Source organism: Bacteroides luti (assembly GCF_900128905.1).
Classification (GTDB): Bacteria; Bacteroidota; Bacteroidia; order Bacteroidales; family Bacteroidaceae; genus Bacteroides; species Bacteroides luti.
The window spans coordinates 47,350-68,780 of sequence record NZ_FQTV01000005.1 but is presented as its reverse complement, the minus strand read 5'-3'; the positions used below and the strand labels follow the sequence as shown (position 1 = coordinate 68,780).

Here is a 21,431-nt window from a genome sequence, read left to right as displayed (position 1 = left end):
CAATTAAAGTTTATCAATACCATTCATCGCTATGGTAAGTCAGCATCCATTTATTTCCAATGCATGAAAATCACATATTTCTTTTACTTCTGATTTTCATGCAAAAGGATTGATTTGTTCTGACTTTTAAATCCAATACTACCCATAAGTTTCTTGCCTAGTTTAGTATCTTTAGGAACATACTTGCCCTCTATATATAATTCTCCAAGCTCTTTGATGCACAGTCTATCACCTAGAGTAGCTCCTTTTTTTAAATAATCAAGCATAAATGTTCTTGTCTCTTTGTCATAAAAATCTTCTCCTAAAAGAATTTCAGCATTTCTCAATTCATAAAAGACACGATAATATGCCCTTTGTGTATGGCATTTGTTAGCCATTAATAAAGAGTAAAAGACATACTCTCCAGGATAATATAACTCATTTAAATATGCTGTCTGGAGTTCTCCATATGCTTCTTTATCATTCTTTTCAGTAACAAGTCCTTTTAACTCGTTAATAGGGCGAGTATAGTTTAATGAATGTACTTCATTCCAGTCATATTTGCAATATTTATGATGAAAATAAAGCCAAATTGAGGTTATGGTCATTATACAAATTAGTACTGTTATAATTATCTTTTTCATTTTTTTATTTAAATATTTTATAAGGCTAATCTCTAAATCGGTTTCAATTGCTAAGATTTTAATTAATGTGTGCTCTTAGAAATTTTTATTCAAGATTGATTTCTTTATCAGAATCTTTTTCAATAGCTAATCCGGAGCTAAACATAAGCTTCTTTCCTAATGTAATATCTTGTGGTAAGTCTTTCCCTTCAATATATAATTTCCCAAGCTCGTATATTGATTGTCTATGACCAAGTTTAGCGCCTTTTACTAAGTAATCAATCATCAACATCTTTGTTTCTTTACTACTATAGATTTTATTCTTTTCCATTTTTTCTATGAAGCGTAACTCGTGATAAACATCAAAATAAGCTTGTGGATAATGTGATCTATTTGCCAAAACAATTGAATAAAATAAAAATTCACCTTCATTAGGTTTATCTAAATAAATTGAACGTAGTTTATTGTATGCAATAGTATCTTTCTTTCTAAATGTTAGCCACTTTAATGAATCCGTTTGTTCTATTTTTTTTTGATATAAAGCCAAGTTGTCCAGTTCTTTGCTTCGTTTAGAATAATATACTATAAAAACTATAAGTAGTATTATATTAACAAGTATTATTGTGGAAAATCTTTTTGTCATGATTTGTCGTATTACAAATGAATAAAACGATAGTCAAATGCTCTATTCTTCTCTGGTATTTCAGATTTTACTAGTACTTAAAACTTCTTTAATAATTTTTTTGCATCAAGTGATGTGGTCTGCTAATTTTGTGCAACCCCTCTATTATCTTCAATACTTTTAGACTTCCGTAACCAAAAAGAGCAATGCAACCATTATTCTGGATTTTATTTTAATTATCTCGATCTTTTTTAATGAACGAAGTTTACTCTATTTATTGCGTTTTATTTTAATTTTTTTTGCATTATAGGCACCTAAAGGTAAAGGCATAAAAGGATAGGCGTATTGATAATCTTTAACTGTTACTATATTGAAACTATCTGATACAATCCATAATCTCATATTATCAACTTTTGCAGTTCTGTTTGCTAACCTTTTTTAAAATCCTTCTTTATACTTACAAATCACTTAGGTGGTTTTTTAATTTAATATTACTGTATTTCTTTAAAATGCTTTAAGCATAAACGCAATTCTTTTGCTGATTTCAGCCACTGTTTTTCTATTTCTAATTTTGGATTGAATTTTACAATAAACTCATTGTTTAAGCCAATTTCATTCCTATCAATGATTGACATCACTTGGGCATTAAGTCTATTCAAGTGTAATGTCTTAGTCTTGTCATCATAATCAGGTAATTTCCCATTTTGAAGCATATAAACAATTACTTGCAAATAGTCTTCAATGTTTTCGTATGATACAGATACAATACGATTTCCATCGGAATATTGTAAATCATAGAAAGCATTACACCTTATTTTTTCGTTTGACATTCTAAATCCGAACTCTGTAATAAGGTAGTTGAAATACGTCTTTACATCTTCTGTGTATTTTTCTCCTTCTATCATGGCTTAATTTCTTGTAAATAATTAGGATGTAAATTTAAGTAATTTGATCATCATATTTGCTCTATTTGATAAAAAATTGTAATCGATTTAGTTAAGCAAGCTCCTACATTTTAAAAATCGAAGATTGTACGTTTTCGACAACCACATACAAACATTACGCAAATACATTACCAAGAGCCTGTTATTAATTTTGGTGATGTCTTTTTCCGATATGCAAAGGATAATGGGCAGATTGGTTTAGAGTTAAATATTAGAGGTTTTTTTGAGTTTCCAGAATGGACTGCCGCAACTTTCATTTTGCTTGATAATGTATTAGGAGAATACCATGCTGAGATGAGTTTGAACCGTATTGACAAAAAGAAACTGAACGAAAATGAAGTTAATAGCTTGTTCTCTATCAAAGCCTTGCCAAAGGTTATTCAGGATTACCTGTTAGAACTAAACAACTAACACCATTTTTCTAATTCCCAATCATCAACCAGATTTTCAATCAAAAGGGTATCATTCCAAATTCCCCAGGGAGATAGTTGTTTTTGTTCTGGTGTAAGAGTTTTTACCAGTTGTCTTTGCCATGTCTCTGTATCAATGATATGCCAGCCCAAAAATTCCCCCCTTACGATATGTTCTGTTCTCATGTATTTGGGCTTTTTAAAACTATCAACAGGATAATGGCCAACATGTTGTATAATATTCTGTTTGTTGGCTGCTGATAGAGGAAAATATACCATATATCGTTCTTTAGAGCCAGCCAACTTATCAAAGTTGGCTGGCCTTTCAGAATATAATCCGGGCAGAATCCTTATTAAATCGCCTGTTGTTTTATCCTTATAGATGTAATGTAGATATGCTTTTCCCTTAGGCGTATTGATTTCAAAAATATCACCTTCTTTAATCCTTGCCATTAATACCCAATTGATTTTAAAAGTTTATACCTCTTTGCAGTTGTTCTCTATACGCTGGATTGGTAGATGAAATACTATTTATCTTATTGAACAATGTTCCACCGATTTTACCTAATCCATGAATTTCTATTAATGCCTATTCTACAGCTCTAGCATCTGTTCGGGACAAGCCTTTCATCAGCGATTGTATATTAATTGCCTTTGAGGCTAAATGTTCTGCTGACTTTCTCGCAAGATTGTTGGTAATACTTGTTTTGTCATAGAAAAATGGTTAAAATTTATTTTAGCTCTCATTCGAGTCAAAAATACCGAATAAAAGTTTAATGGCAAAACTTCATCAAACTTTTTTAGCTCGCATAAGGTTTGTACATTTGGCGATATTCGTAAAAAAAACAGGGCTTTATAGCTCTTTTAAGAGTTAAATCATGGATACTTTCGGCAATAAGATAACCGTCCTTAGAAAGCAAAAAAAATATCATAAGGGGAACTGGCTAAAATGCTAAACACTTCTACTTCTGTTATTGGAAGGTACGAGCGGGACGAGATGACCCCACCTATCGACGTGACTAAAAAGATTGCAAAACTGCTTGACACAACGGTCGGGTATCTGTTGGGGGAGACGGAGCAGGAAAACGTCTTCAAAAACTCGGAGATGCTCAAACGTTTTAACGAGATTGAAAGCATGAACGAGGAAGACCGTAACCACATCCTTTATACGCTGGATGCCCTTATTAAAAATGTAAAGCTTAAAGCGTTGTAATGAAAAAGTTCCGGTTAAAAGGAAAGAGTCCAGTACAATACCGAACTCTTTCAATAACTGGATAATGTTTAACCCGTCCAACTTTTTGGGTCACTTCAAAAATCGGGGCTTTATCACTATAATAATTCTTTTAATTTATCAAAGGCTTTTTCCTTCTCTGCTTCTTGATGTGGTTCTAAAAGAATATTTAATACTTCTTCTTCTGTTTCATAATTCCACACAAAAATACCTAACCAACCTAATCTCCAAAAATCAATATTGCCACCGATTTTCTTAGAATTAAACTCAACCTGATTTAAAGAGCCAAAATCCCCTTTCTTAAAAAAATTATACACCAGCTCATACTCTTTTAAATTAGGTGCCATCTCGTTCTTAAACCAATTCAAATCTCTTACTTTTCTCATAATTACTTAATTTGTAGAATAGGTGAAAGATTTTTAACTTGTTTCAGTAAGGCATTTTGCATTGCTCTATCTGCATTTGGAACAATTACCTTGAACCAATTTACTTGCCCTCCTTGCAAAAGACTACTTGTCGGAACTTGAAATTCTGCATAAACAGAACCTTTAGCTGCAGCAGTAAAAGCATCTGCTCCTCCTGTTGTAACAAAGTAAGCAAAGGATATAAATAAGAATTCTTTTTATCATAATTACTTATCTGTCTCCCCCCCCCTCCAATATATTCCTGTTGAGTCAAAATGGTCATCAACTAACATTCCACCAGGATCAATTCTACTCCAGTTTTCTAAAGACAGAACTATTTCGACGTTTTACTTTCCAAGATACTATTTATTAAGCTGTCCGATGTAAGGATATATGTTTTATTATCGGTTCTAATCCATTGTCCCTGGCCAGAATAGCGTTCTTTCTTTCCATTCTGATAAATAAAATCAACATTATATGTAATCATAAATTTTAAAGGTTCTTGCTTCTTACAATTAAATAATGTTTGAATTTTATTAATCTTTTCAATATCAATAATTGTTATTGTGTCTAATTTTTGAAAGCAAGTATCGTTGTGTACATAAAAGTTTATCTGCTTTATTTTCGCGCGAGAACAACCATAAATACAAACAATAATAACGAAGATCAATATATAGTTTTTTTTCATATTTCTTAATTACCAATATTTTGTAATAAATTTCTCAAAAACTCCCGCTCTCCCTTGAAGAAAACTATTATTTACAGTATTACCTGGATTTTTTATCACTTTAGTATTCGGCATTTTACTAACCCCATTATAAAGGTAATTAGGCGTGTATGTTTTAACTTCATGTCCATCTGTTTTGATAACTTCTCTCGTATCAATAACTTTCCCAGATGCGGCAGATACTCCAACAACTGCATATACCGTGCAATTATTTGTCACACCATTATAAGAAGGATTTTTATTTTGCCAGTTCTCCAAAGCATTTTTTGCATAATAATCTTGTCTATAATTGGTTTTAATTTGAACTATACCATCAGCAGATCTATTCTCATAAACAGACAAAGATGTTTTGTCTTTTACATTAGTCATCAATTCCGATAAACGAACATTCTGGTTATTAGGATTATCAGTTGAATAATGGGCATTTACGTTCTGATTAAAATGTGACAACCCCAATGAAGCACCTTTGCCTGGACCTAGTTCATAAAAAGTATATGTACCAGTAGGTTCGTGTTTATCATTATAATTGGCTACAGCTAAAGCCGAATGACCAAATTCTCCATTTGCTGTTGCCCAAATTAAAAGATACTCATCTCTTCCATCTGGATCAATTATATTCAGCGGATTATCACGACAATACACATAAGGAGACAGCCAAGGCTTCTTCTCCGCTAGCTGATCCACAACTCCCCATCTCCCAATAGCAGCATCATAATGCCGTGCCCCATAATCATATAAATCTAATCCATGCATCCGATCAAGTTCCTTACCATTGTACTTGTATCTGTTATCAGAATTATCAATACATTCACCAAAGGTCATTCCAGACGGATAGTAATGATTGGTTTGTTCAGTCGTTCCGTTCTGATTGAATACCACACGATTATTCCCCTGATGATCCTGAATATAATAATGATAAGTAGGCGTTGTACCACTCATTGTTATATACCCGCCATCTACAAAAATTTTACTGAGAGCTCCGTTTTCATAGATCACATTCTCGCAATAATCCGTCTGGGTAATTTCCTTTATAGAATCATTCGACACTGGACGAATTGTTCCCATAGATACAAACATATCCGGTACTGCAGTTATCTGCTTTACTCTTCGTTTCACTCCGGCAGCATCATAAAGATACTCCGTAGTATGGCCTTGAGTAAATTGTAACTTACTTGGCAAATTTAATATATTGTATTGAATTTTTGCTATTTTCTTGTGAGAATCTCTTGTTAAATTTCCATTGGTATCGTAAGTATATTCAGGAGTTCCTGCATTTGCTTTCACAAAGTTAAATGCACCGAAGTATGAGGGCTCATATTCTGGTGCATCTGTTACACTACTCAACTGATTTCCATTGTAATTCAGCGTCAAATTATCTATAAGTTTCCAGCTGTAAGGATTATTATTTGCAAGGCCATTTCTTTTCAGATTTTTTATATTGCCCATATTGTCATATTCATAAAAGGTGGAATAATTCCTCTGAGAATTACTCTCATCATCTTGATAATAAGCTTTTGTGATACGACTCAAATCGTCATAATGAAAACTGTAACTCCGCTGATAATTCTCATTCTGCACTTTCCAATTCATTGCACTGATATTCCCATTATAGTATTTAAGACTGCCATTATATGATTCATCATAATATAAGGTTTCACTAAAGCGACTCTTTGCTGTATTTATGCTTTTTAGCCAGCTCTTTATATTATATGTATAACTGGTTGTTTCTACCGAATTAGTTGCTCCTGCTGCCACATGCTGGCTCTTTGAACTCAACCTTCCAATATTATCATAAGTATTCTCTGCTAGAGTAACTGGAGCTAAACCGTTGAGAGAGTGAGTTGTTTTTGTCAACTTCTCCGCATTATCATAAAAGTTCTCATATACTTCAGTAATGGTTGCTTTACCTGATGCACTATGTATATGTTGATGTTTCTTTATCTTTCCTGTGAATGTGTACAAAAAATAATCTTTTTCATCTCCCCCCAAATGATTGGTTGCTTTGCTTTGGGCAAGCCGTCCTCTGTTATCATAATACATTGCAGTAATTATCTCTTTGGCTGGCTCTTCAAGCATAAAAACACGTGTGCCGGTAAGTAAACCTTTAGCTGAGATTTCAGGAATAGCATTCACATATTTTTTTGCATAACCATCCAAAGCTGCATATTCCAGTTTGGATTTAATAGTATCTGTCAATAAGCTTTTATAGTTGTAGTTGTCATAATAGTTAACAGTGAGTAATCGAGTGTAAGCATTAATCTGGTTAGATAACTGATAGCCGGTATTCATAAAGCCATTACTTTCGTTAACAAAAGAGCCATTTAATACTATATTTTTGACAGAAACGGTATCTGTACAAATTCCGGTTAAAATTGTCCGGTTAAAAACATCGGGAATGCTGAAAGTCCATTCTTTTGGCATCTTACTGCGTTGTTCACCGTCCTGACTAAAGATAAGATGATCTGCCTTGTCATAAACCATATAGATAGGATCAGTACCTGGCAATTTCTTATAAATACATCGGTTTCTGGAATCATATTGATAAATGTATGCAAAGTTTCTCAATAGTTCTTCAGCCCCGGTATAGGTATTACTACTTAAGCCAGCAGCTGCTGAAGGAGGTAAAACAAAACATTTGTTTCCAAAATCATCATAAACATAATAGGTATCATAATATTCTCCACCATTCTTTTGACGAGTAAGAATTACTTCTCCCTGTTTATCTTTAAATTCAAAAACTTCATGACCGTCTTCATCCATGCTGCGGGTTACATAAAGTTGGCCATTATCATAATCGTCGTCAGATTTTACAAGTTTATTATCTGATGTGACATAATAATAAGCACATTTCAAACTATCCAGATCCTTGTTATTTGTATAAAATGCACTTTTTACAGATGCTCCCGCAGTGCGCCAGTTCACTCCGGGACCATATTTCTGTAGTACCCTGTTTAAAGGGGATGCCTCGTAAACAGGAGTTGAAAATGGAAAACTATCATTATAAACAGTTGCCGTAATAGCTTTAGACTTAATTATATCAGGATCTGTATAACTACCATTTCCCGAATAAGGAGTAGGAAGCCAAACATTACTTTCTCTACCTAAATCATCATATTCTTGCAGTATCACCAGATCATTATTGTTAAGAGAAAATCCTCTCTGAACAGTTTGCGACAGACGGCCTAGTCCATCATAATACTGAATTTTCTGAATGCACTGATTTAATGTAAGATTTCTGGCATCAGATGATTCAACCGTTGGAGTAATTTCTATAATATAATTCTGGTTTTGTCCGGTTTCAAATCCTGCAAGAGGTATGGTACCATTCACAGTAGTTGTTATATTACCATTCATAGTATTGCCTTCTGAAACAATGTAGTAACTTCCTGCAGCCAAATCTGTAGCCTTTAAATAGGCATTGGTAACGGAAGAACATTGCCCATCACCTGAATAATTATCATTTGATGTAATAAGTTTTCCTGTTGAATCCAATAAATACAGATAAGTGTCAGTCACTTCTGATCCACAGTGAGATATCGATACATCCATAGAACGGTTTAATGTAAACTTATAGTAAACATCATTAGTTGCAAGCCCATAGTCATTCACAAAATCTGATGTATTTTTGGTATCAATACAAGAAAATGTATCCGAAAAAGTACCTAAAGAAATTGATTTATCAAAAGTATCTCCTTGAGGAATACGGCCTACTACTGTCGTGCTAATATTGCCTTCTTCAGAATCTCCTTCAGAAATAACAGAATAAGTACCCGGGAGAAGTTTTCCCATTTTTAAATAAGCATTGGTAGTAGAAGAGCACTGCTCTTCACCAGAATAATTATCATTAAATGCAATACGCCTTCCTAATGAGTCTAGCAAATACAAGTTAGTACTAGTAACCTCCGAATCACAATGAAAAATATCTATATTCATTGCACGGCTTAATGTGAATTGATAATAAACATCATTGCCATACGAGCCATAATCATTCCAAAAATTAATTGTATTTTGAGTATCAGAAGCTACAAAATCTTTATCAAAATCTCCCAAAATAATAGAGTCTGTAAATAGACTTCGTTTTACTCCTTTTATAGAAATTAAGAAAACTTCTATACTGCCTAAATTAGGTGAAGATATTGTATATGTTCCAGGAGGTAACAGCCCAGTTTTAAGAGTTACTAAATATCCATAATCTGTATTTTGAGTGTATGGCTCTGCATAATTAATTTCATAATTGTCGTCATCTAGCTCCAAACTTGCTTCAGAAGCATCTTTTGATCGCATATCTACACTAATAGTTAATCTCATAGCTTGAGTAATTGTAATTGAATATGTATCGGGGGTAGAATTATAAGTTACATTGTTATATTCAAAGTCAAGATACTCTGTTCCTACATTTATTAATTTAGAAAAAGCATTGTTCGAAATGAGTAAACAAAATAATACAATAATTAATTGTACTTTTTTATGATTAATTATGTTATCGTTTTTTTTCATAATTATATTAATTGTCTTAATATTAATCTTATTGTTTGGAGATTCTTTTCCATAAACTTTATCATTGGCAGCGATCCGAAGTAAGTACTCACCCAGTTGAAAACCATTAAAAACGATTGTTCCCTGATAAAATCCTTCCGAATGATTTGTTTTGGGGATAATCCGCCAATAACTTCCATTGCACATCATGCAAGAGGAATCTCACATATTATAAATTAAATTGTATCAAAGTGAAGATTTAAAGAGGAAAAATAAACCTATAATGATAAGAAAATTCTTTTGCAATTTTATTTTTGTCAACTATTATCATCAACAAATTCCCCCAATTATTATAGTTATATAACTTTTCAGTACCATTTGGTTCAACTATTGATTTTACACCTATGAATGGTTCATATCTATAGGTGTAAATTTGAGCTTCATTAAGAATAATGCTTTTTCTTAATTGATCTGCTAGATAAGGAGATACTGAATCTGCAGGTGAGAATGTTTCTGGATTAGTGCCTAATGCAGACTTCACTTTATCATAAGTAGTATTTTTGATTACAGCAATTGGATATTTCCCTTTATAGCCCCACAGATAAACATTATTGATTGCTTTATCATCTGTTTCATATATAATATTACCATATGAGTCGTAATTATAATATGTTTTGATATTTTTTTCAGGAAACGAACCTTTCTTTATTTTTAATATTGATGGAAGAAACAAACCATTATTATTCTTATAATCGGTAGTTGTTGTCTCAATTAATTTTTCATTTTTATATATTTCTTGTTTAATTATAGGTGAGATTAAATTGCTGTCAACCATCGATTTGTACGGTTCAATATCTTTATAATCCTGAGGGTAATAAAAGACAGTTCTTACAAATCCGTTTTTACTGTCATTTGTACTAATCTCTTTTATTTGTCTGTCACTTCCATATTTATATTCTTTAATAGTTTTTATAGAATCGTCTTTAAAATAATATGAGATTTCTTCTTTTTTTAAGGATGGATAATATGTATATATCTTGTTAGCACTAATTCTTTCTGGTAATATAGTATAAGAATATCTATCGATATTTCTAAGATACTCATCATAATTTGAATTATACGATTTTACTTCTTTCTTTAACCTTTTATTATTACAATCATAAAATTCCATTTCTGTCAATAGTCCTCTATCTAAATCCCGAGATGTGTATCTATTATAAATATTTGGATTAATAACACCTAAAACATTCAGAGGAGATTCATCATTATATTTATCATAATTAGAATAATTATATATCGTTTTGTTTCCATCAGATTGTTCTTCTATTACTCTTGAATAAGTGACAGTATTGCCAGATATCCAGTTGATATAATTCTCTGATTTTTGTGTTAATTTATATTCCCCTTTTAAGATACAATTTTCATATGTTCCAATGCTTTGGGCCCAATAAATTGGGATTTGAGATAAAATTCCACTGGAAGAAAGATCTTTATTTAAATAGTAATATTTCTTTGTAATATTTTTAGTCGAATCACTTCCATCATGCATTATTATAGATTTGATGCGAAGGCCACCAGCCATACCATTCTTACTAGATATCCCAAATGGAAATTTATCTACGATTTTTGAGTAATAATGAGGTTCGAATTCAAAATATACTTTCCCTCCTGTAGGATATGTGATGCTTTCTAATATTTCAGCCTTCATTTTTATAGAATCAGGTTGCCTAAAATCATACAACTTATCATATTGCTCATTCTTTATTAGAAACCCGTAATCTTTCCCATTGTAATATCCCCAATTATCTTTTTCTCTTTTCCAAAATTTAGGTAATTTTTCTTTTTGATTATAGCAAAACTTGTAATAAAGTGAGGCCCGACTACTTGAACTTTGGAAAGTTAGACATTTAAGTTTTAATCTTTCATCAGGATTCTCAATATAATCAAAATTAATTTTTAATTTATTATTAATATCTATATTGTCTAATTTTAAGAAAATATTTTGTTTTAAAAAATTAGAATAGCATGCAGCAACATTATCATGAATATTCAAAAAGTCAGTTCCATATTCATCAGTTATTGAATAGTATGATTTTAAGTCATTTCTTTTAGAATATTGAAACAATATTTTTTCACCTGTAGAAACTGTTATTGATTTTAATTTCGAAGGATAAACATAAGTAAGATTATAGTCAGAACAGAGGCTTGATAAAAACATTTTTGAATCGTTTGTACTATAAGGTCCACTCGCTCCATCTCCCATATAACTTCTTGAAAAAGCACATCCATGCTCAACTATATTCAATTTGCTATTATCATAATTGAACACAATATTTTCATTCTGAGGAGTTATTATTTTCTTTAAATTCCAGACTGATATTTTACCAAAAAAAAATGACTTAAATCCTGAAGGTCTTATGTGGTATCCTAAGCTATCAGCATATTGGGGATATAAATTACCATCAGCATCATAGTATTTACCATAATCGGGATCTTGCCGATATTCATAAGATATTTCTAATGCATCAGGTTCTCCTCCAAATAAATATACTATTCCTTCAGAATCTGTTACTCTTATTTCTTTTATAAAAGACTTTGCAAATTGTGCGTCTGCACTATAAGAGAATGATTTATTTAAATAAGGATTAAAAATAGTACTCTCTACAAGAGTAAAGTTAGATATAGTTCCTCTCACTATTTCCACCTTAAAACTCGAATTATTCTTTGAAGCAATTTTAGTAGCTGTTTTGCCATAAATGTCCTTGTATATATAAAAGGATGCATTAATTTTTCCAACATTAATTACAAATTCATCTAGATCGGGTGTTCTTAAATGTTCATTAGTATCCTTGTTGAATTGATATTTAGATAAATTGTTATTAGAATTCCAATCAATCATTTGTGTTTTATCAAAATAAGTATCGTAAGGGTCTTCTTTATCGGGATTGCCGTTGTTTATCCTCGAAATGCAGCCTCCAGCATAAATATTCCACCCAAGTCCAGCTGAGTTTGGGTATAAATCAACTTTATTTCCTCCTGCATGATAATTTAAAGATATTGGCAAAGAAATCTTTTTAAGTGTAATCTCATAAAGGGGTATATTTATTTCAGGGATTCCGTTGTATAAGTTTACTGGAATTTTATCGAACCTTAATATTGATCCTATTTCAGGCGATAAGACAAGTTGATTTACTGCACTTTGGCTATAGCTATTTAAAGATTGCAAACTAAACAGAATGAATAAAGTTATTTGATTTAAACATCTCGTAAGTCGAATAAACAATATATCTATGCAGTTGTGTTTCGTGTATTTCATAGTTTAAATTTATAATTAATAGAAGTTAGCTATTTTGATCATTAATAAAAGTGTTTATAAGTAAATGTAATAGTTTGTTTTAGAACATTATTCTTTCGCAATTTTTTCTCCATAAACTTTATCATTCACAACAATCCGAAGTAAGTATTCACCCAGTTGAAAGCCGTCCAAAGCTATAGCTTCCTGATAAAATCCTTCCGGATGATTCGTTTTAGGATAATTCACCAACAGCCTCCCTTGCATATCGTACAAGGATATTGTTACATCAGCTTGTTGAGTAAGATCATATTCAATAGAAATGCGATTACTTTCTTTATCTATGTGAATATTGTAACTGATTAGTTCTTTATTGGGATTATTCCCAGAAGAATTGCTATTGCTTCCTCCAGAAGAGTTCTTGCTCTTTTTATTCTCTTTCTCTATTTCATCCAGTTTAGCCAAATTGTCCGGGTCATCATTCAGATAGCTGTGTTTATCAGGGGAATAAAAGAAAGCTGTATTGAAGTGTTTAAAAGGTGTCTGATTTTTAAATGTAATGCTTTCAACTGTTTCAAAAACGGGATAACGATATCCGTCGGCGTACCATCTGTATGTCTCAACCTGCATATACACGCTGTCATTGTTTAGATGATAATTTATACTATCAATATTTACAACCGGTTGAATAATTGAATCCTTCTGAACGAAAGGTATCATCTTTTCTGCTATCTTTTTCAGCGAGCGTACCCGTAATACATGTTGCAATGTATCTCCATTAGGAAGGATAATCATACCATAAGCATCTCCCCAGGTGACTGTTTTTCCTTGTGAGGTTAGGTCAAGACGGCGACAATAATTTCCTGTGCCATAAAAATAACCTTCAATTCTTTTCTGATAAGAGAAAGGAAAAGTCAGAAGCAATTCCGGCTTCTGATTATTTATTATTGTTGTAGGGTTTTCGTAACCTAAGGAATAGAGTGAATCATTTCTTAGCAAATAGTGATAAAGGGTATTGTGTTCACAACCTGTCACAACTGAATCTGTTTCAGATTGAATATAAGATAACTTGTATTTTTTATTAATTGCTTCCTGCTTGCTAAAATCCCAAAGTACATTTGCCCCTGCTCTACCGGGGTGTTTATACTTAACCTGTTGTTTGGTTATTACATCTTCACCACGGAACATATTATATTCCTTATTTAATACATCCTGAGCAGTCAATGACGACATCTTGGCTAAGAATAAAAGTCCGAATGACAAAAGTGATTTAATTTTCATTTTTCCTGAATTAATGTTATAATATTACATTGTATTCCTTTTTTAAGCAAGAGCTGCACGACAGTAATAATAAGAATAGGAGAATAGCATAAAAATAATTTAATAGGTAGTGCTTTCATGTAAATTTATGTTTTAGTATTAATTCTGGATTTACAAACGCAAATTAAAACAAAATAATTTATATAACAATAAAAAGTGTTGGACATTTTATAATTATATTAATTTACTGATATATAATGTATTAATAGTTATTATACTGTATATATGAAAGTTGTATATTGGACATTTTAATTTTTAAAGTCAAAAATAAGACAGAATAATATAATATTTTTAATCTTGTTTGTTTTATATAATAGGATAATATCAATTCAATACACATTATATTAATGCATAAATATCAATAATTAATTGTTTGTAAATATAGAAATAATAGCAACTAGAATAAAAGCATCAGGTGGCACAGGTGGCAGGAAAAAAGACCTTTTTGGTTTCCCAGAAATAAAATTTTGTAAATTCTGCAAATTGCAGAATTTACAAAATTTATTTTTCAGAATCGGAAAAAGTATTATTTTGCTGCCACCTGTGCCACCTACTAAAAATTATATTTCTAGAAATCAAATGATTATAAAATTGGCTAGCAGAATAAGCTGCAAAAGGGGTGGAGAGGGTGGAGTAAAAATGAGTTTTTTCGGCTTCCAGAAAATGAATTTCAATAATTCCGCAATTTGCGGAATTATTGAAAGTGGATTTCTCAGAACGAAAAAAGAACGATTTCTCTCCACCCTGTCCACCCTGGAAAGTATATCTTATTGATAATCAAGTATGTTTGTTTGGTGGTAAAATGATTCGCTGATGATAATAGAATAAATGCAATATGAATTACAGTATATTACTCAGGGAACTATTAATACCAAAAGGGAGATTAGTAATTTCTAAAGGAGGGTATAAAACAAACATGTACAAGATCGAGTAGTGATCTTGTACATGTTTGATTCCAATCTTGTACATGTTTGGATTGACTTAACCTTATAAAATGATTAGTTTCCGGTTAATACAATCTTAATATATCTAGAGCTTTATTTTACTTCAGCCGTAGTTTTTTGTTCTTGCTTTCCTTTTGCAGGACTTAATAAACCGTTATATTTTTCTGGATTATTAAGTAAATCAATAGCTTTTACCAGTTCATCGTCATTCTTTAGTTGCTGAGTAATAGCGCCTTTCTGATAATAGTAGCGCTTAACAATCTCTGCTGAAATAAGCGATTTAATGTCTTTTGAAAAATGATCCAGGTCGCGGTCAAGGTTATGACTTAACTTCTTTTCCAAGGCTTTGAACTCTTCCGAAGCATCGTCCATATATCCTTCGAATTCGGCAACCTCTTTCAGGTTTTTAAGTACCTTGTCGCTTTGGCGGTCGTATTTAAAATCTGATTTGCTCACCATTTCCTTGAAAGCTTTATAATCATCGTCTGTTAATGCAAACTCTTGTGCAGAAGGAATGGTTGGGTGCTTTACGCAATAGTCGTTGGCGTACTCAAAAATCTTCTTGTCTATTATCAGGTAATAAAGAATATTTGGAGTTTTTTCAGCTTTAATCTCCATATCCGGAGTAATACCTCCACCGTCACGAACTTCTCTGCCTGCAGCTGTATGGAATACAGTGGTTAGACTGTCGGGAACGCGACCCACGCTACCGTCTTCATTGCGATGTTTGTAATCGATAGCCTGAACACAGCGTCCGCTAGGAATATAATATTTTGCTGTAGTAAGTTTCAGACTACCGCCGTAAGGTAGATTTCTAGTGGTTTGTACTAGTCCCTTTCCAAATGTTCTTGTTCCAATTATTACAGCACGATCCAGGTCCTGGAATGCACCGGCCAGAATTTCGGATGCCGAAGCCGATCCGTTGTTAACTAAAACGGTGATAGGGATGTTTGGATCAATAGGATCGTGAGTTGTTTTATAACTTCTATCCCATTGCTTCATTTTTCCACGGGTATAAACAATTTCTTTTCCTTTTGGAAGGAACATATTAGCTATTTCAACAGCTTCATCCAATAATCCACCACCATTGTTGCGAAGGTCGATAATCAGTGAAGTAATTCCTCTCTTTTTCAATGCAAGAAAAGCATCCTTAAATTCTTTTGCAGGCTTTCCGGTGAAAGAGCTTAACTGAATATATCCTGTATTATTTGCTTCAACGTTATAATATGGCACTGCGGGAATCTGGATTGACTCACGAGTCAGCTTAAATTCCAATGGTTTCTTTACCCCTTGGCGCTCTACTTTAAGAATAAAAGTAGTACCAATCTGTCCTTTTAATAACTCACTGACCTGAGCTACAGATTTACCTTTCAAGTCTTTTCCGTCAATCTCCAGAAGAACATCTCCTGGTTTCAGTCCCAATTTAGCAGCAGGCATGTTTTCATAAGGCTCATCAATAACTACTCTTCCTTTATAGTAAGAGATAACTGAACCAATACCGCCGTAACTTCCTTTAATCATCAGATTAAGATCACCCATATCCTCTTCTGCGTAATATTCCGTGTAGGGGTCTAATGCTTCAAGCATGGCATCTATTCCGGTACGAATACTTTTGTCCGGTTTGATAGTATCTACATAAAACATGTCCAACTCCTTAAAAATAGAATTGAATACATCCAGGTTTTTAGTTACCTGAAAGTTCTTATCATCATCTTTAAAGCTTGAAAATGTAAGTCCCAGCACAACGATTCCGGCCAGGATGGCGATCTTTTTAAGAAGGAAATTTTTCATACTGCTGTTTTTGAATTCTGGATAAAAGTAAATGATTAACTCATTACTGCGAAATAATTGTGTTAATATTTAACTTTATTTCATCCCATTGTTGTTTTGGAAGGTTTGTTCCTACTACCTGAATAACGTTTCCAGATAAAACAGAGCCAATGTTGGCGCACTTTTCAAGTCCATATCCGCAGGTAAGTCCGTAAAGGAATCCGGCAGCAAAGAAATCTCCTGCGCCTGTTGTATCTACTACATTATTTACCTGAATAGCTTTTGCGTGAACTTCCTCGGTTCCTTTCTTGATATACGATCCTTTTGCCCCGATTTTTACAATTGCAATGCTGCATTTTTTAGCAATGATATCCAGAGCTTCTTCAGGTTCTTTTCCTGTGAAAGATTTAGCCTCTTCTTCGTTGGCAAATACGATATCTACATATTCATCGATCAATAAAGTAAAGAATTCAAGGTCGTTCTCTACCACATTGTAGCTGGCAAGGTCCAGGCAGATTTGTAATCCGGCCTCTTTAGCCAGTTTAATAGCATGAAGAATCATTTCATGATCCTGTACCAGATACCCTTCAATAAACAGGTAAGAATATCCTTTGAAAAGATCAATAGTTAAATCTTCTGCTTTCAATGATGCGGCAGCTCCCAGATATGTACCAAAAGTTCTTTCTCCATCAGGCGAAATAAAAGTTGAAGCTACTCCAGAAGGCATATCTCCGGTCAGTAATTTCTCCTCAATATTATTTTTTAGAAGATTTTCGCGATAAAAATCGCCAAATTTATCATTTCCTACTTTTCCAATAAAACCTGTTCCGGCACCAAGACTTGCCAATCCTAAGATTGCATTTCCGGCCGATCCACCAGTTGCCAGATGGGTCTTCATCTGAGAAAATCTATCGTTAATTTGCTGAAGCTTAGTCTCATCAATCAATTGCATGCTTCCTTTGGGTAATCCCATTTCGTGAAGTATACTGTCGTCTTTTAATGTCGCAAGAACGTCTACAAGGGCATTGCCTAAACCAATTATTTTATCCATTTGAAAATTTTTTCTGCAAAGATATTGCATATTTCAATAATTCCTATTACTTTTGCATCGCATTTTAGAAAAAGAAACATTCTTCGATAGCTCAGTCGGTTAGAGCATCTGACTGTTAATCAGAGGGTCGTAGGTTCAAGTCCTACTCGAAGAGCCACTTAATTTTTCAGAATGCAAATTCTTCGATAGCTCAGTCGGTTAGAGCATCTGACTGTTAATCAGAGGGTCGTAGGTTCAAGTCCTACTCGAAGAGCACAAAGCCTGCATTTTTAATGTGGGCTTTTTTGTTTTTATAACTAAATCTATCCCTATGCATCCATTATCTCAGTTTGGCTTTTGTCCTAAATGCGGTTCTTCCCACTTTGAAGAGAACAATGAGAAGTCCAAGGTTTGCCGTCAGTGTGGTTTTGTCTATTATTTCAATCCATCTTCTGCCACTGTTGCTTTTATACTGAATGAAAAGAATGAGTTGTTGGTATGTCGTCGGGCAAAAGAACCAAAGAAAGGAACACTTGATTTACCCGGAGGATTTATTGATATGCACGAAACTGCTGAAGAAGGTGTTACAAGGGAGGTTTTGGAAGAGACTAATTTGAAGGTAGATAAAGCAACTTACTTGTTTACCCTTCCCAATATTTATATTTATTCCGGTTTCCCTGTACATACACTGGATATGTTTTTCCTTTGTGAGGTAAAGGATAGCTCTTCATTTGGTGCAAAGGATGACGTAGCCGATTCTTTTTTTCTTCCTTTAGATAAAATCAATTCCGAAGAGTTTGGTCTGGATTCCGTAAGGGAAGGGTTTGTGAGGTTCAGATCATCCTATACTGATGTAAAGTAGGCGAGAAATAATTTCCCCGAATCTGCTTTCTTATTGTAAAAGGTTTCTAAAACTTACCGGAGGTTTATTTGTTAATGTATATAGGTAAATGTCTTTTAATTTAAGCATTTAATTCTATAGATTATGAGTGACAAGCATCCAACTTCCGATCGGTATCCTGCAGTAGCCGGACAATTTTATCCGGCTAATCCTGATTCATTGCAAAAAGAGCTCACTAAGCATTTTGCAGCGGCTGCTCCTAAAATGTATGAGCATGTTCGTGCCATTATTACTCCTCATGCCGGATATGTTTTTTCCGGAACAATTGCTGCCTCTGCCTTTAATCAGATTGATAAGGACGTTGATTATAAACGTGTTTTCCTTATCGCTTCGTCGCATCAGGTTCACTTTGAAGGTGCGTCAATCTTTTGTGATGGTGACTTCCTGATGCCTTATGGAAAGGAAGAAGTGGATACCGTATTTGGGAAGATGCTTGTGAAGAGTAATCCCGAACTTTTTACTGACGATCCGTTGCCTCATTCAAATGAACATAGCATAGAGGTACAACTTCCTTTTCTTCATTATGTATTGAATGGAAAATATAAGATTGTGCCTATTGTTCTGGGAACGGCAGACCATAAGACTTGCAGACATATTGCATCGGTCTTGAAACCTTATCTTACTAAAGATAATTTATTTGTAATCAGCTCTGATTTTTCTCATTATCCGGATTATGACAATGCAAAGTCTGTAGACCTCGATACCGAAAAGGCCATTCTGTGCAATGACCCGAAGCATTTGATTACTGTATTGTCTGAGAATGCGGGCAAACATATTCCTCGTTTGGCAACCAGTCTCTGTGGCTGGACTTCTGTGCTGACATTGCTTTATATGACAGAAGGTAATGAATCGTTTCATTATAATGGAGTGAAATATAGTAACTCGGGTGATGCCGAACTTTATGGTGAACACGATAGGGTGGTTGGTTATTGGGCTATTGCCCTGACAGAAAAAGAGGACTCGAAAAAGGAAGAATTTTCTCTTTCCGGAGAAGAAAAGCAACAATTGTTGAAAGAGGCGAGGCGAGCTATAGAAAATTTATTCTGGGATTCAGAGAAACCTGCTTTGGATATTAATAACTGTTCTCCTGCTCTCAAAACCAAATGTGGAGCTTTTGTTTCCCTTCATAGAAAGGATGGTTCTTTGCGTGGATGTATCGGACAAATGGTAGGCGATAAACCATTGCTAAAGGTTGTGCATGATAAGGCAATATGGGCAGCAATAAATGATTCACGTTTTTCTCCGCTTACTGAAGATGAGTTGGATGATGTTGATATTGAAATCTCTGTATTGTCGCCAATGAAGAAGATTCAGGATATATCCGAAATAGAAATGGGTGTGCATGGCATTTATATATCACAAGGATATTGCAGTGGGGTTTTTCTTCCACAGGTAGCTACTGAAACCGGTTGGGATAAGGAGACTTTTCTTGGGCACTGTGCCCGTGATAAAGCTGGTATAGGCTGGGAGGGATGGAAAGATGCAGATATTTATATTTTCACGGCAACAATATTCAGTGAAAAAGATAATTCAAATTAAAAAGGAAATAGCCTGCCAAAAGTTACATCAGGTTTCTGAGAATTGATGATTGAGAACTATTTAAAGTGTAGACTAGAAGGATACAGATAAAATGGGGTTATTCCTGCTATTGGATAACCCCATTCTTATTTTTATTTCCAGACTCCGGCAATGGGTGTTTTGCAGAACTCGCATTTCCCATTATCAATATTGTTTTTTATTATTGTATAACTGATTCGTTCCAGTATCATACGCTTGCATTGTGGACAGTAGGTGTTTTCTTCATGAACACTTGGGATATTTCCTATATATACATACTTTATTCCTGCTTTTTCTGCAATTTCTTTAGCCTGTATAAGTGACTTTTCTGGTGTTGGCGGTAAATCCATTAATTTGTAATTGGGGAAGAACCGGCTGAAATGAAGTGGTGTGTTAGAAAATCCGTTATCGACCAGCCATTTACACATTTCTTCAATCATCTTATTGTTGTCTGTGTAAGTAGGTACAAGAAGATTGGTAATTTCCAGCCATACCTTTCTTTCTTTCAGTGTTTTCAGGGTGTCGAGTACCGGTTGAAGTCTACCTCCATCCAGTTTCCGATAAATATCATCATCGAAACATTTCAGGTCAATATTTGCTGCATCAAGAAATGGACTAAGATCAATTAGTGGTTGCTGATTGATGAATCCGTTTGAGATAAAAACTGTTTTTAATCCCTCTTCATGTGCTATTTGAGCAGTATCGTATACATATTCGTAAAAGACTGTTGGCTCGGTATAAGTAAAGGCGATTAAGTTTGTGCCGTGAGCTATGGCACGTTTTACTACATCCTCTGGCATCAAGTCATAATGGTTCAACTCGAGTGGAGATGATTGTGAGATTTCCCAATTTTGGCAATTGAGACAGCGGAAGTTGCATCCGGCTGTTGCAAGCGAGAATATTTTTTCTCCCGGGAAGAAATGAAATAGAGGTTTCTTTTCTATAGGGTCAATACTTATAGAACATGGATTTCCATAGGCAATAGAGTATAAAATACCTTCCTTGTTCACTCTTGTTTTACAAATACCCACTTTCCCTTCATTAATTATGCAATTATGAGGACAGATATGGCAGCGAACGCTATTTCCGTCAACTTTTTCCTGATAAGCCGAAAGTTTATGCCATTTGCCTAAATCGGTTGTTTCCATGTTAAAAGGTTATTTCGTATGTTAATGTGTATTGGAGAAAGAATATTCAGCAA

The 21,431-nt window shown here is 33.6% G+C and carries 17 protein-coding genes, 2 tRNA genes and 1 pseudogene; 7 read left to right on the top strand and 13 right to left on the bottom strand.

The window, feature by feature from the left end; genetic code table 11:
* Nucleotides 1–83: 83 nt before the first annotated feature.
* The 3 genes from BUC21_RS05855 to BUC21_RS05845 form a co-directional block, all read right to left on the bottom strand.
* Nucleotides 84–623, bottom strand: a complete 540-nt coding sequence (locus BUC21_RS05855; protein ID WP_139261291.1) for a hypothetical protein — start codon at nucleotides 621–623, stop codon at nucleotides 84–86.
* Nucleotides 624–708: 85 nt separating this feature from the next.
* The gene (locus BUC21_RS05850; protein WP_073400180.1) at nucleotides 709–1,245 is read right to left on the bottom strand and encodes an SEL1-like repeat protein; all 537 of its coding nucleotides are present in this window, start codon (nucleotides 1,243–1,245) and stop codon (nucleotides 709–711) included.
* A 470-nt stretch (nucleotides 1,246–1,715) separates the two neighbouring features.
* A complete protein-coding gene (locus BUC21_RS05845; RefSeq protein ID WP_073400178.1) occupies nucleotides 1,716–2,129 on the bottom strand; it encodes a hypothetical protein in 414 nt (137 codons plus the stop codon).
* A 297-nt stretch (nucleotides 2,130–2,426) separates the two neighbouring features.
* On the opposite strand from BUC21_RS05845, the gene BUC21_RS16435 reads away from it, so the two are divergent.
* A complete protein-coding gene (locus BUC21_RS16435; protein WP_175550486.1) occupies nucleotides 2,427–2,579 on the top strand; it encodes a hypothetical protein in 153 nt (50 codons plus the stop codon).
* Here BUC21_RS16435 and BUC21_RS05840 read toward each other — a convergent pair.
* Nucleotides 2,576–3,031, bottom strand: a complete 456-nt coding sequence (locus BUC21_RS05840) for a hypothetical protein (RefSeq protein ID WP_073400176.1) — start codon at nucleotides 3,029–3,031, stop codon at nucleotides 2,576–2,578. The genes BUC21_RS16435 and BUC21_RS05840 overlap by 4 nt on opposite strands.
* A gap of 496 nt (nucleotides 3,032–3,527) precedes the next feature.
* On the opposite strand from BUC21_RS05840, the pseudogene BUC21_RS16760 reads away from it, so the two are divergent.
* A pseudogene (locus tag BUC21_RS16760) lies at nucleotides 3,528–3,629 on the top strand (helix-turn-helix domain-containing protein); the annotation flags it as partial.
* Between the two features lie 278 nt (nucleotides 3,630–3,907).
* On the opposite strand, the gene BUC21_RS05830 reads toward BUC21_RS16760, so the two are convergent.
* The 6 genes from BUC21_RS05830 to BUC21_RS05805 form a co-directional block, all read right to left on the bottom strand.
* Complete coding sequence (locus BUC21_RS05830) at nucleotides 3,908–4,195, bottom strand: hypothetical protein (RefSeq protein ID WP_073400174.1); 288 nt, start codon at nucleotides 4,193–4,195, stop codon at nucleotides 3,908–3,910.
* Between the two features lie 2 nt (nucleotides 4,196–4,197).
* Complete coding sequence (locus BUC21_RS16795; RefSeq protein WP_449374831.1) at nucleotides 4,198–4,416, bottom strand: TreTu family toxin; 219 nt, start codon at nucleotides 4,414–4,416, stop codon at nucleotides 4,198–4,200.
* 131 nt (nucleotides 4,417–4,547) lie between these two features.
* Nucleotides 4,548–4,700, bottom strand: a complete 153-nt coding sequence (locus tag BUC21_RS16430; RefSeq protein ID WP_175550485.1) for a hypothetical protein — start codon at nucleotides 4,698–4,700, stop codon at nucleotides 4,548–4,550.
* 210 nt (nucleotides 4,701–4,910) lie between these two features.
* Nucleotides 4,911–9,626 carry a DUF6443 domain-containing protein gene (locus tag BUC21_RS16515; protein WP_083547615.1) on the bottom strand — a complete coding sequence of 1,572 codons (4,716 nt, stop codon included), beginning with the start codon at nucleotides 9,624–9,626 and terminating at the stop codon, nucleotides 4,911–4,913.
* A 49-nt stretch (nucleotides 9,627–9,675) separates the two neighbouring features.
* Complete coding sequence (locus BUC21_RS05810; RefSeq protein ID WP_139261289.1) at nucleotides 9,676–12,732, bottom strand: hypothetical protein; 3,057 nt, start codon at nucleotides 12,730–12,732, stop codon at nucleotides 9,676–9,678.
* Between the two features lie 87 nt (nucleotides 12,733–12,819).
* On the bottom strand, nucleotides 12,820–13,989 hold the full coding sequence (locus tag BUC21_RS05805) for a T9SS type A sorting domain-containing protein (RefSeq protein WP_073400162.1): 1,170 nt from the start codon (nucleotides 13,987–13,989) through the stop codon (nucleotides 12,820–12,822).
* A gap of 408 nt (nucleotides 13,990–14,397) precedes the next feature.
* On the opposite strand from BUC21_RS05805, the gene BUC21_RS05800 reads away from it, so the two are divergent.
* A complete protein-coding gene (locus BUC21_RS05800) occupies nucleotides 14,398–14,802 on the top strand; it encodes a hypothetical protein (protein ID WP_073400160.1) in 405 nt (134 codons plus the stop codon).
* 263 nt (nucleotides 14,803–15,065) lie between these two features.
* Here the strand turns inward: BUC21_RS05800 and BUC21_RS05795 are convergent, their stop codons facing one another.
* Together BUC21_RS05795 and BUC21_RS05790 are read right to left on the bottom strand one after the other, a co-directional pair.
* A complete protein-coding gene (locus BUC21_RS05795) occupies nucleotides 15,066–16,763 on the bottom strand; it encodes a S41 family peptidase (RefSeq protein ID WP_073400158.1) in 1,698 nt (565 codons plus the stop codon).
* A 43-nt stretch (nucleotides 16,764–16,806) separates the two neighbouring features.
* Nucleotides 16,807–17,793, bottom strand: coding sequence for an adenosine kinase (locus BUC21_RS05790; protein ID WP_073400156.1), 987 nt, complete (start codon nucleotides 17,791–17,793; stop codon nucleotides 16,807–16,809).
* An 80-nt stretch (nucleotides 17,794–17,873) separates the two neighbouring features.
* Here BUC21_RS05790 and BUC21_RS05785 point away from each other — a divergent pair.
* From BUC21_RS05785 to amrB, 4 genes are all read left to right on the top strand, one after another.
* A tRNA-Asn gene (locus BUC21_RS05785) sits at nucleotides 17,874–17,950 on the top strand.
* A gap of 22 nt (nucleotides 17,951–17,972) precedes the next feature.
* A tRNA-Asn gene (locus BUC21_RS05780) sits at nucleotides 17,973–18,046 on the top strand.
* Between the two features lie 57 nt (nucleotides 18,047–18,103).
* Entirely contained in the window at nucleotides 18,104–18,634 is a 531-nt protein-coding gene (locus BUC21_RS05775; RefSeq protein WP_073400154.1) for an NUDIX domain-containing protein, read from the top strand.
* Nucleotides 18,635–18,757: 123 nt separating this feature from the next.
* Complete coding sequence (amrB, locus tag BUC21_RS05770) at nucleotides 18,758–20,212, top strand: AmmeMemoRadiSam system protein B (protein WP_073400152.1); 1,455 nt, start codon at nucleotides 18,758–18,760, stop codon at nucleotides 20,210–20,212.
* A gap of 131 nt (nucleotides 20,213–20,343) precedes the next feature.
* Here amrB and amrS read toward each other — a convergent pair whose 3' ends face one another.
* Nucleotides 20,344–21,378, bottom strand: coding sequence for an AmmeMemoRadiSam system radical SAM enzyme (gene amrS / locus BUC21_RS05765; protein ID WP_073400150.1), 1,035 nt, complete (start codon nucleotides 21,376–21,378; stop codon nucleotides 20,344–20,346).
* Nucleotides 21,379–21,431: the final 53 nt, after the last annotated feature.

What these genes read in the sequence shown, in the direction of transcription:
- BUC21_RS16515 (WP_083547615.1), bottom strand. Translation starts at nt 9,626, where the DNA reads ATGATGTGCAATGGAAGTTATTGGCGGATTATCCCCAAAACAAATCAT.
- BUC21_RS05845 (WP_073400178.1), bottom strand. Translation starts at nt 2,129, where the DNA reads ATGATAGAAGGAGAAAAATACACAGAAGATGTAAAGACGTATTTCAAC.
- BUC21_RS16430 (WP_175550485.1), bottom strand. Translation starts at nt 4,700, where the DNA reads ATGATTACATATAATGTTGATTTTATTTATCAGAATGGAAAGAAAGAA.
- BUC21_RS05850 (WP_073400180.1), bottom strand. Translation starts at nt 1,245, where the DNA reads ATGACAAAAAGATTTTCCACAATAATACTTGTTAATATAATACTACTT.
- BUC21_RS05775 (WP_073400154.1), top strand. Translation starts at nt 18,104, where the DNA reads ATGCATCCATTATCTCAGTTTGGCTTTTGTCCTAAATGCGGTTCTTCC.
- BUC21_RS05805 (WP_073400162.1), bottom strand. Translation starts at nt 13,989, where the DNA reads ATGAAAATTAAATCACTTTTGTCATTCGGACTTTTATTCTTAGCCAAG.
- amrB (WP_073400152.1), top strand. Translation starts at nt 18,758, where the DNA reads ATGAGTGACAAGCATCCAACTTCCGATCGGTATCCTGCAGTAGCCGGA.
- BUC21_RS05830 (WP_073400174.1), bottom strand. Translation starts at nt 4,195, where the DNA reads ATGAGAAAAGTAAGAGATTTGAATTGGTTTAAGAACGAGATGGCACCT.
- BUC21_RS05795 (WP_073400158.1), bottom strand. Translation starts at nt 16,763, where the DNA reads ATGAAAAATTTCCTTCTTAAAAAGATCGCCATCCTGGCCGGAATCGTT.
- BUC21_RS05810 (WP_139261289.1), bottom strand. Translation starts at nt 12,732, where the DNA reads ATGAAATACACGAAACACAACTGCATAGATATATTGTTTATTCGACTT.
- amrS (WP_073400150.1), bottom strand. Translation starts at nt 21,378, where the DNA reads ATGGAAACAACCGATTTAGGCAAATGGCATAAACTTTCGGCTTATCAG.
- BUC21_RS05855 (WP_139261291.1), bottom strand. Translation starts at nt 623, where the DNA reads ATGAAAAAGATAATTATAACAGTACTAATTTGTATAATGACCATAACC.
- BUC21_RS05790 (WP_073400156.1), bottom strand. Translation starts at nt 17,793, where the DNA reads ATGGATAAAATAATTGGTTTAGGCAATGCCCTTGTAGACGTTCTTGCG.
- BUC21_RS05840 (WP_073400176.1), bottom strand. Translation starts at nt 3,031, where the DNA reads ATGGCAAGGATTAAAGAAGGTGATATTTTTGAAATCAATACGCCTAAG.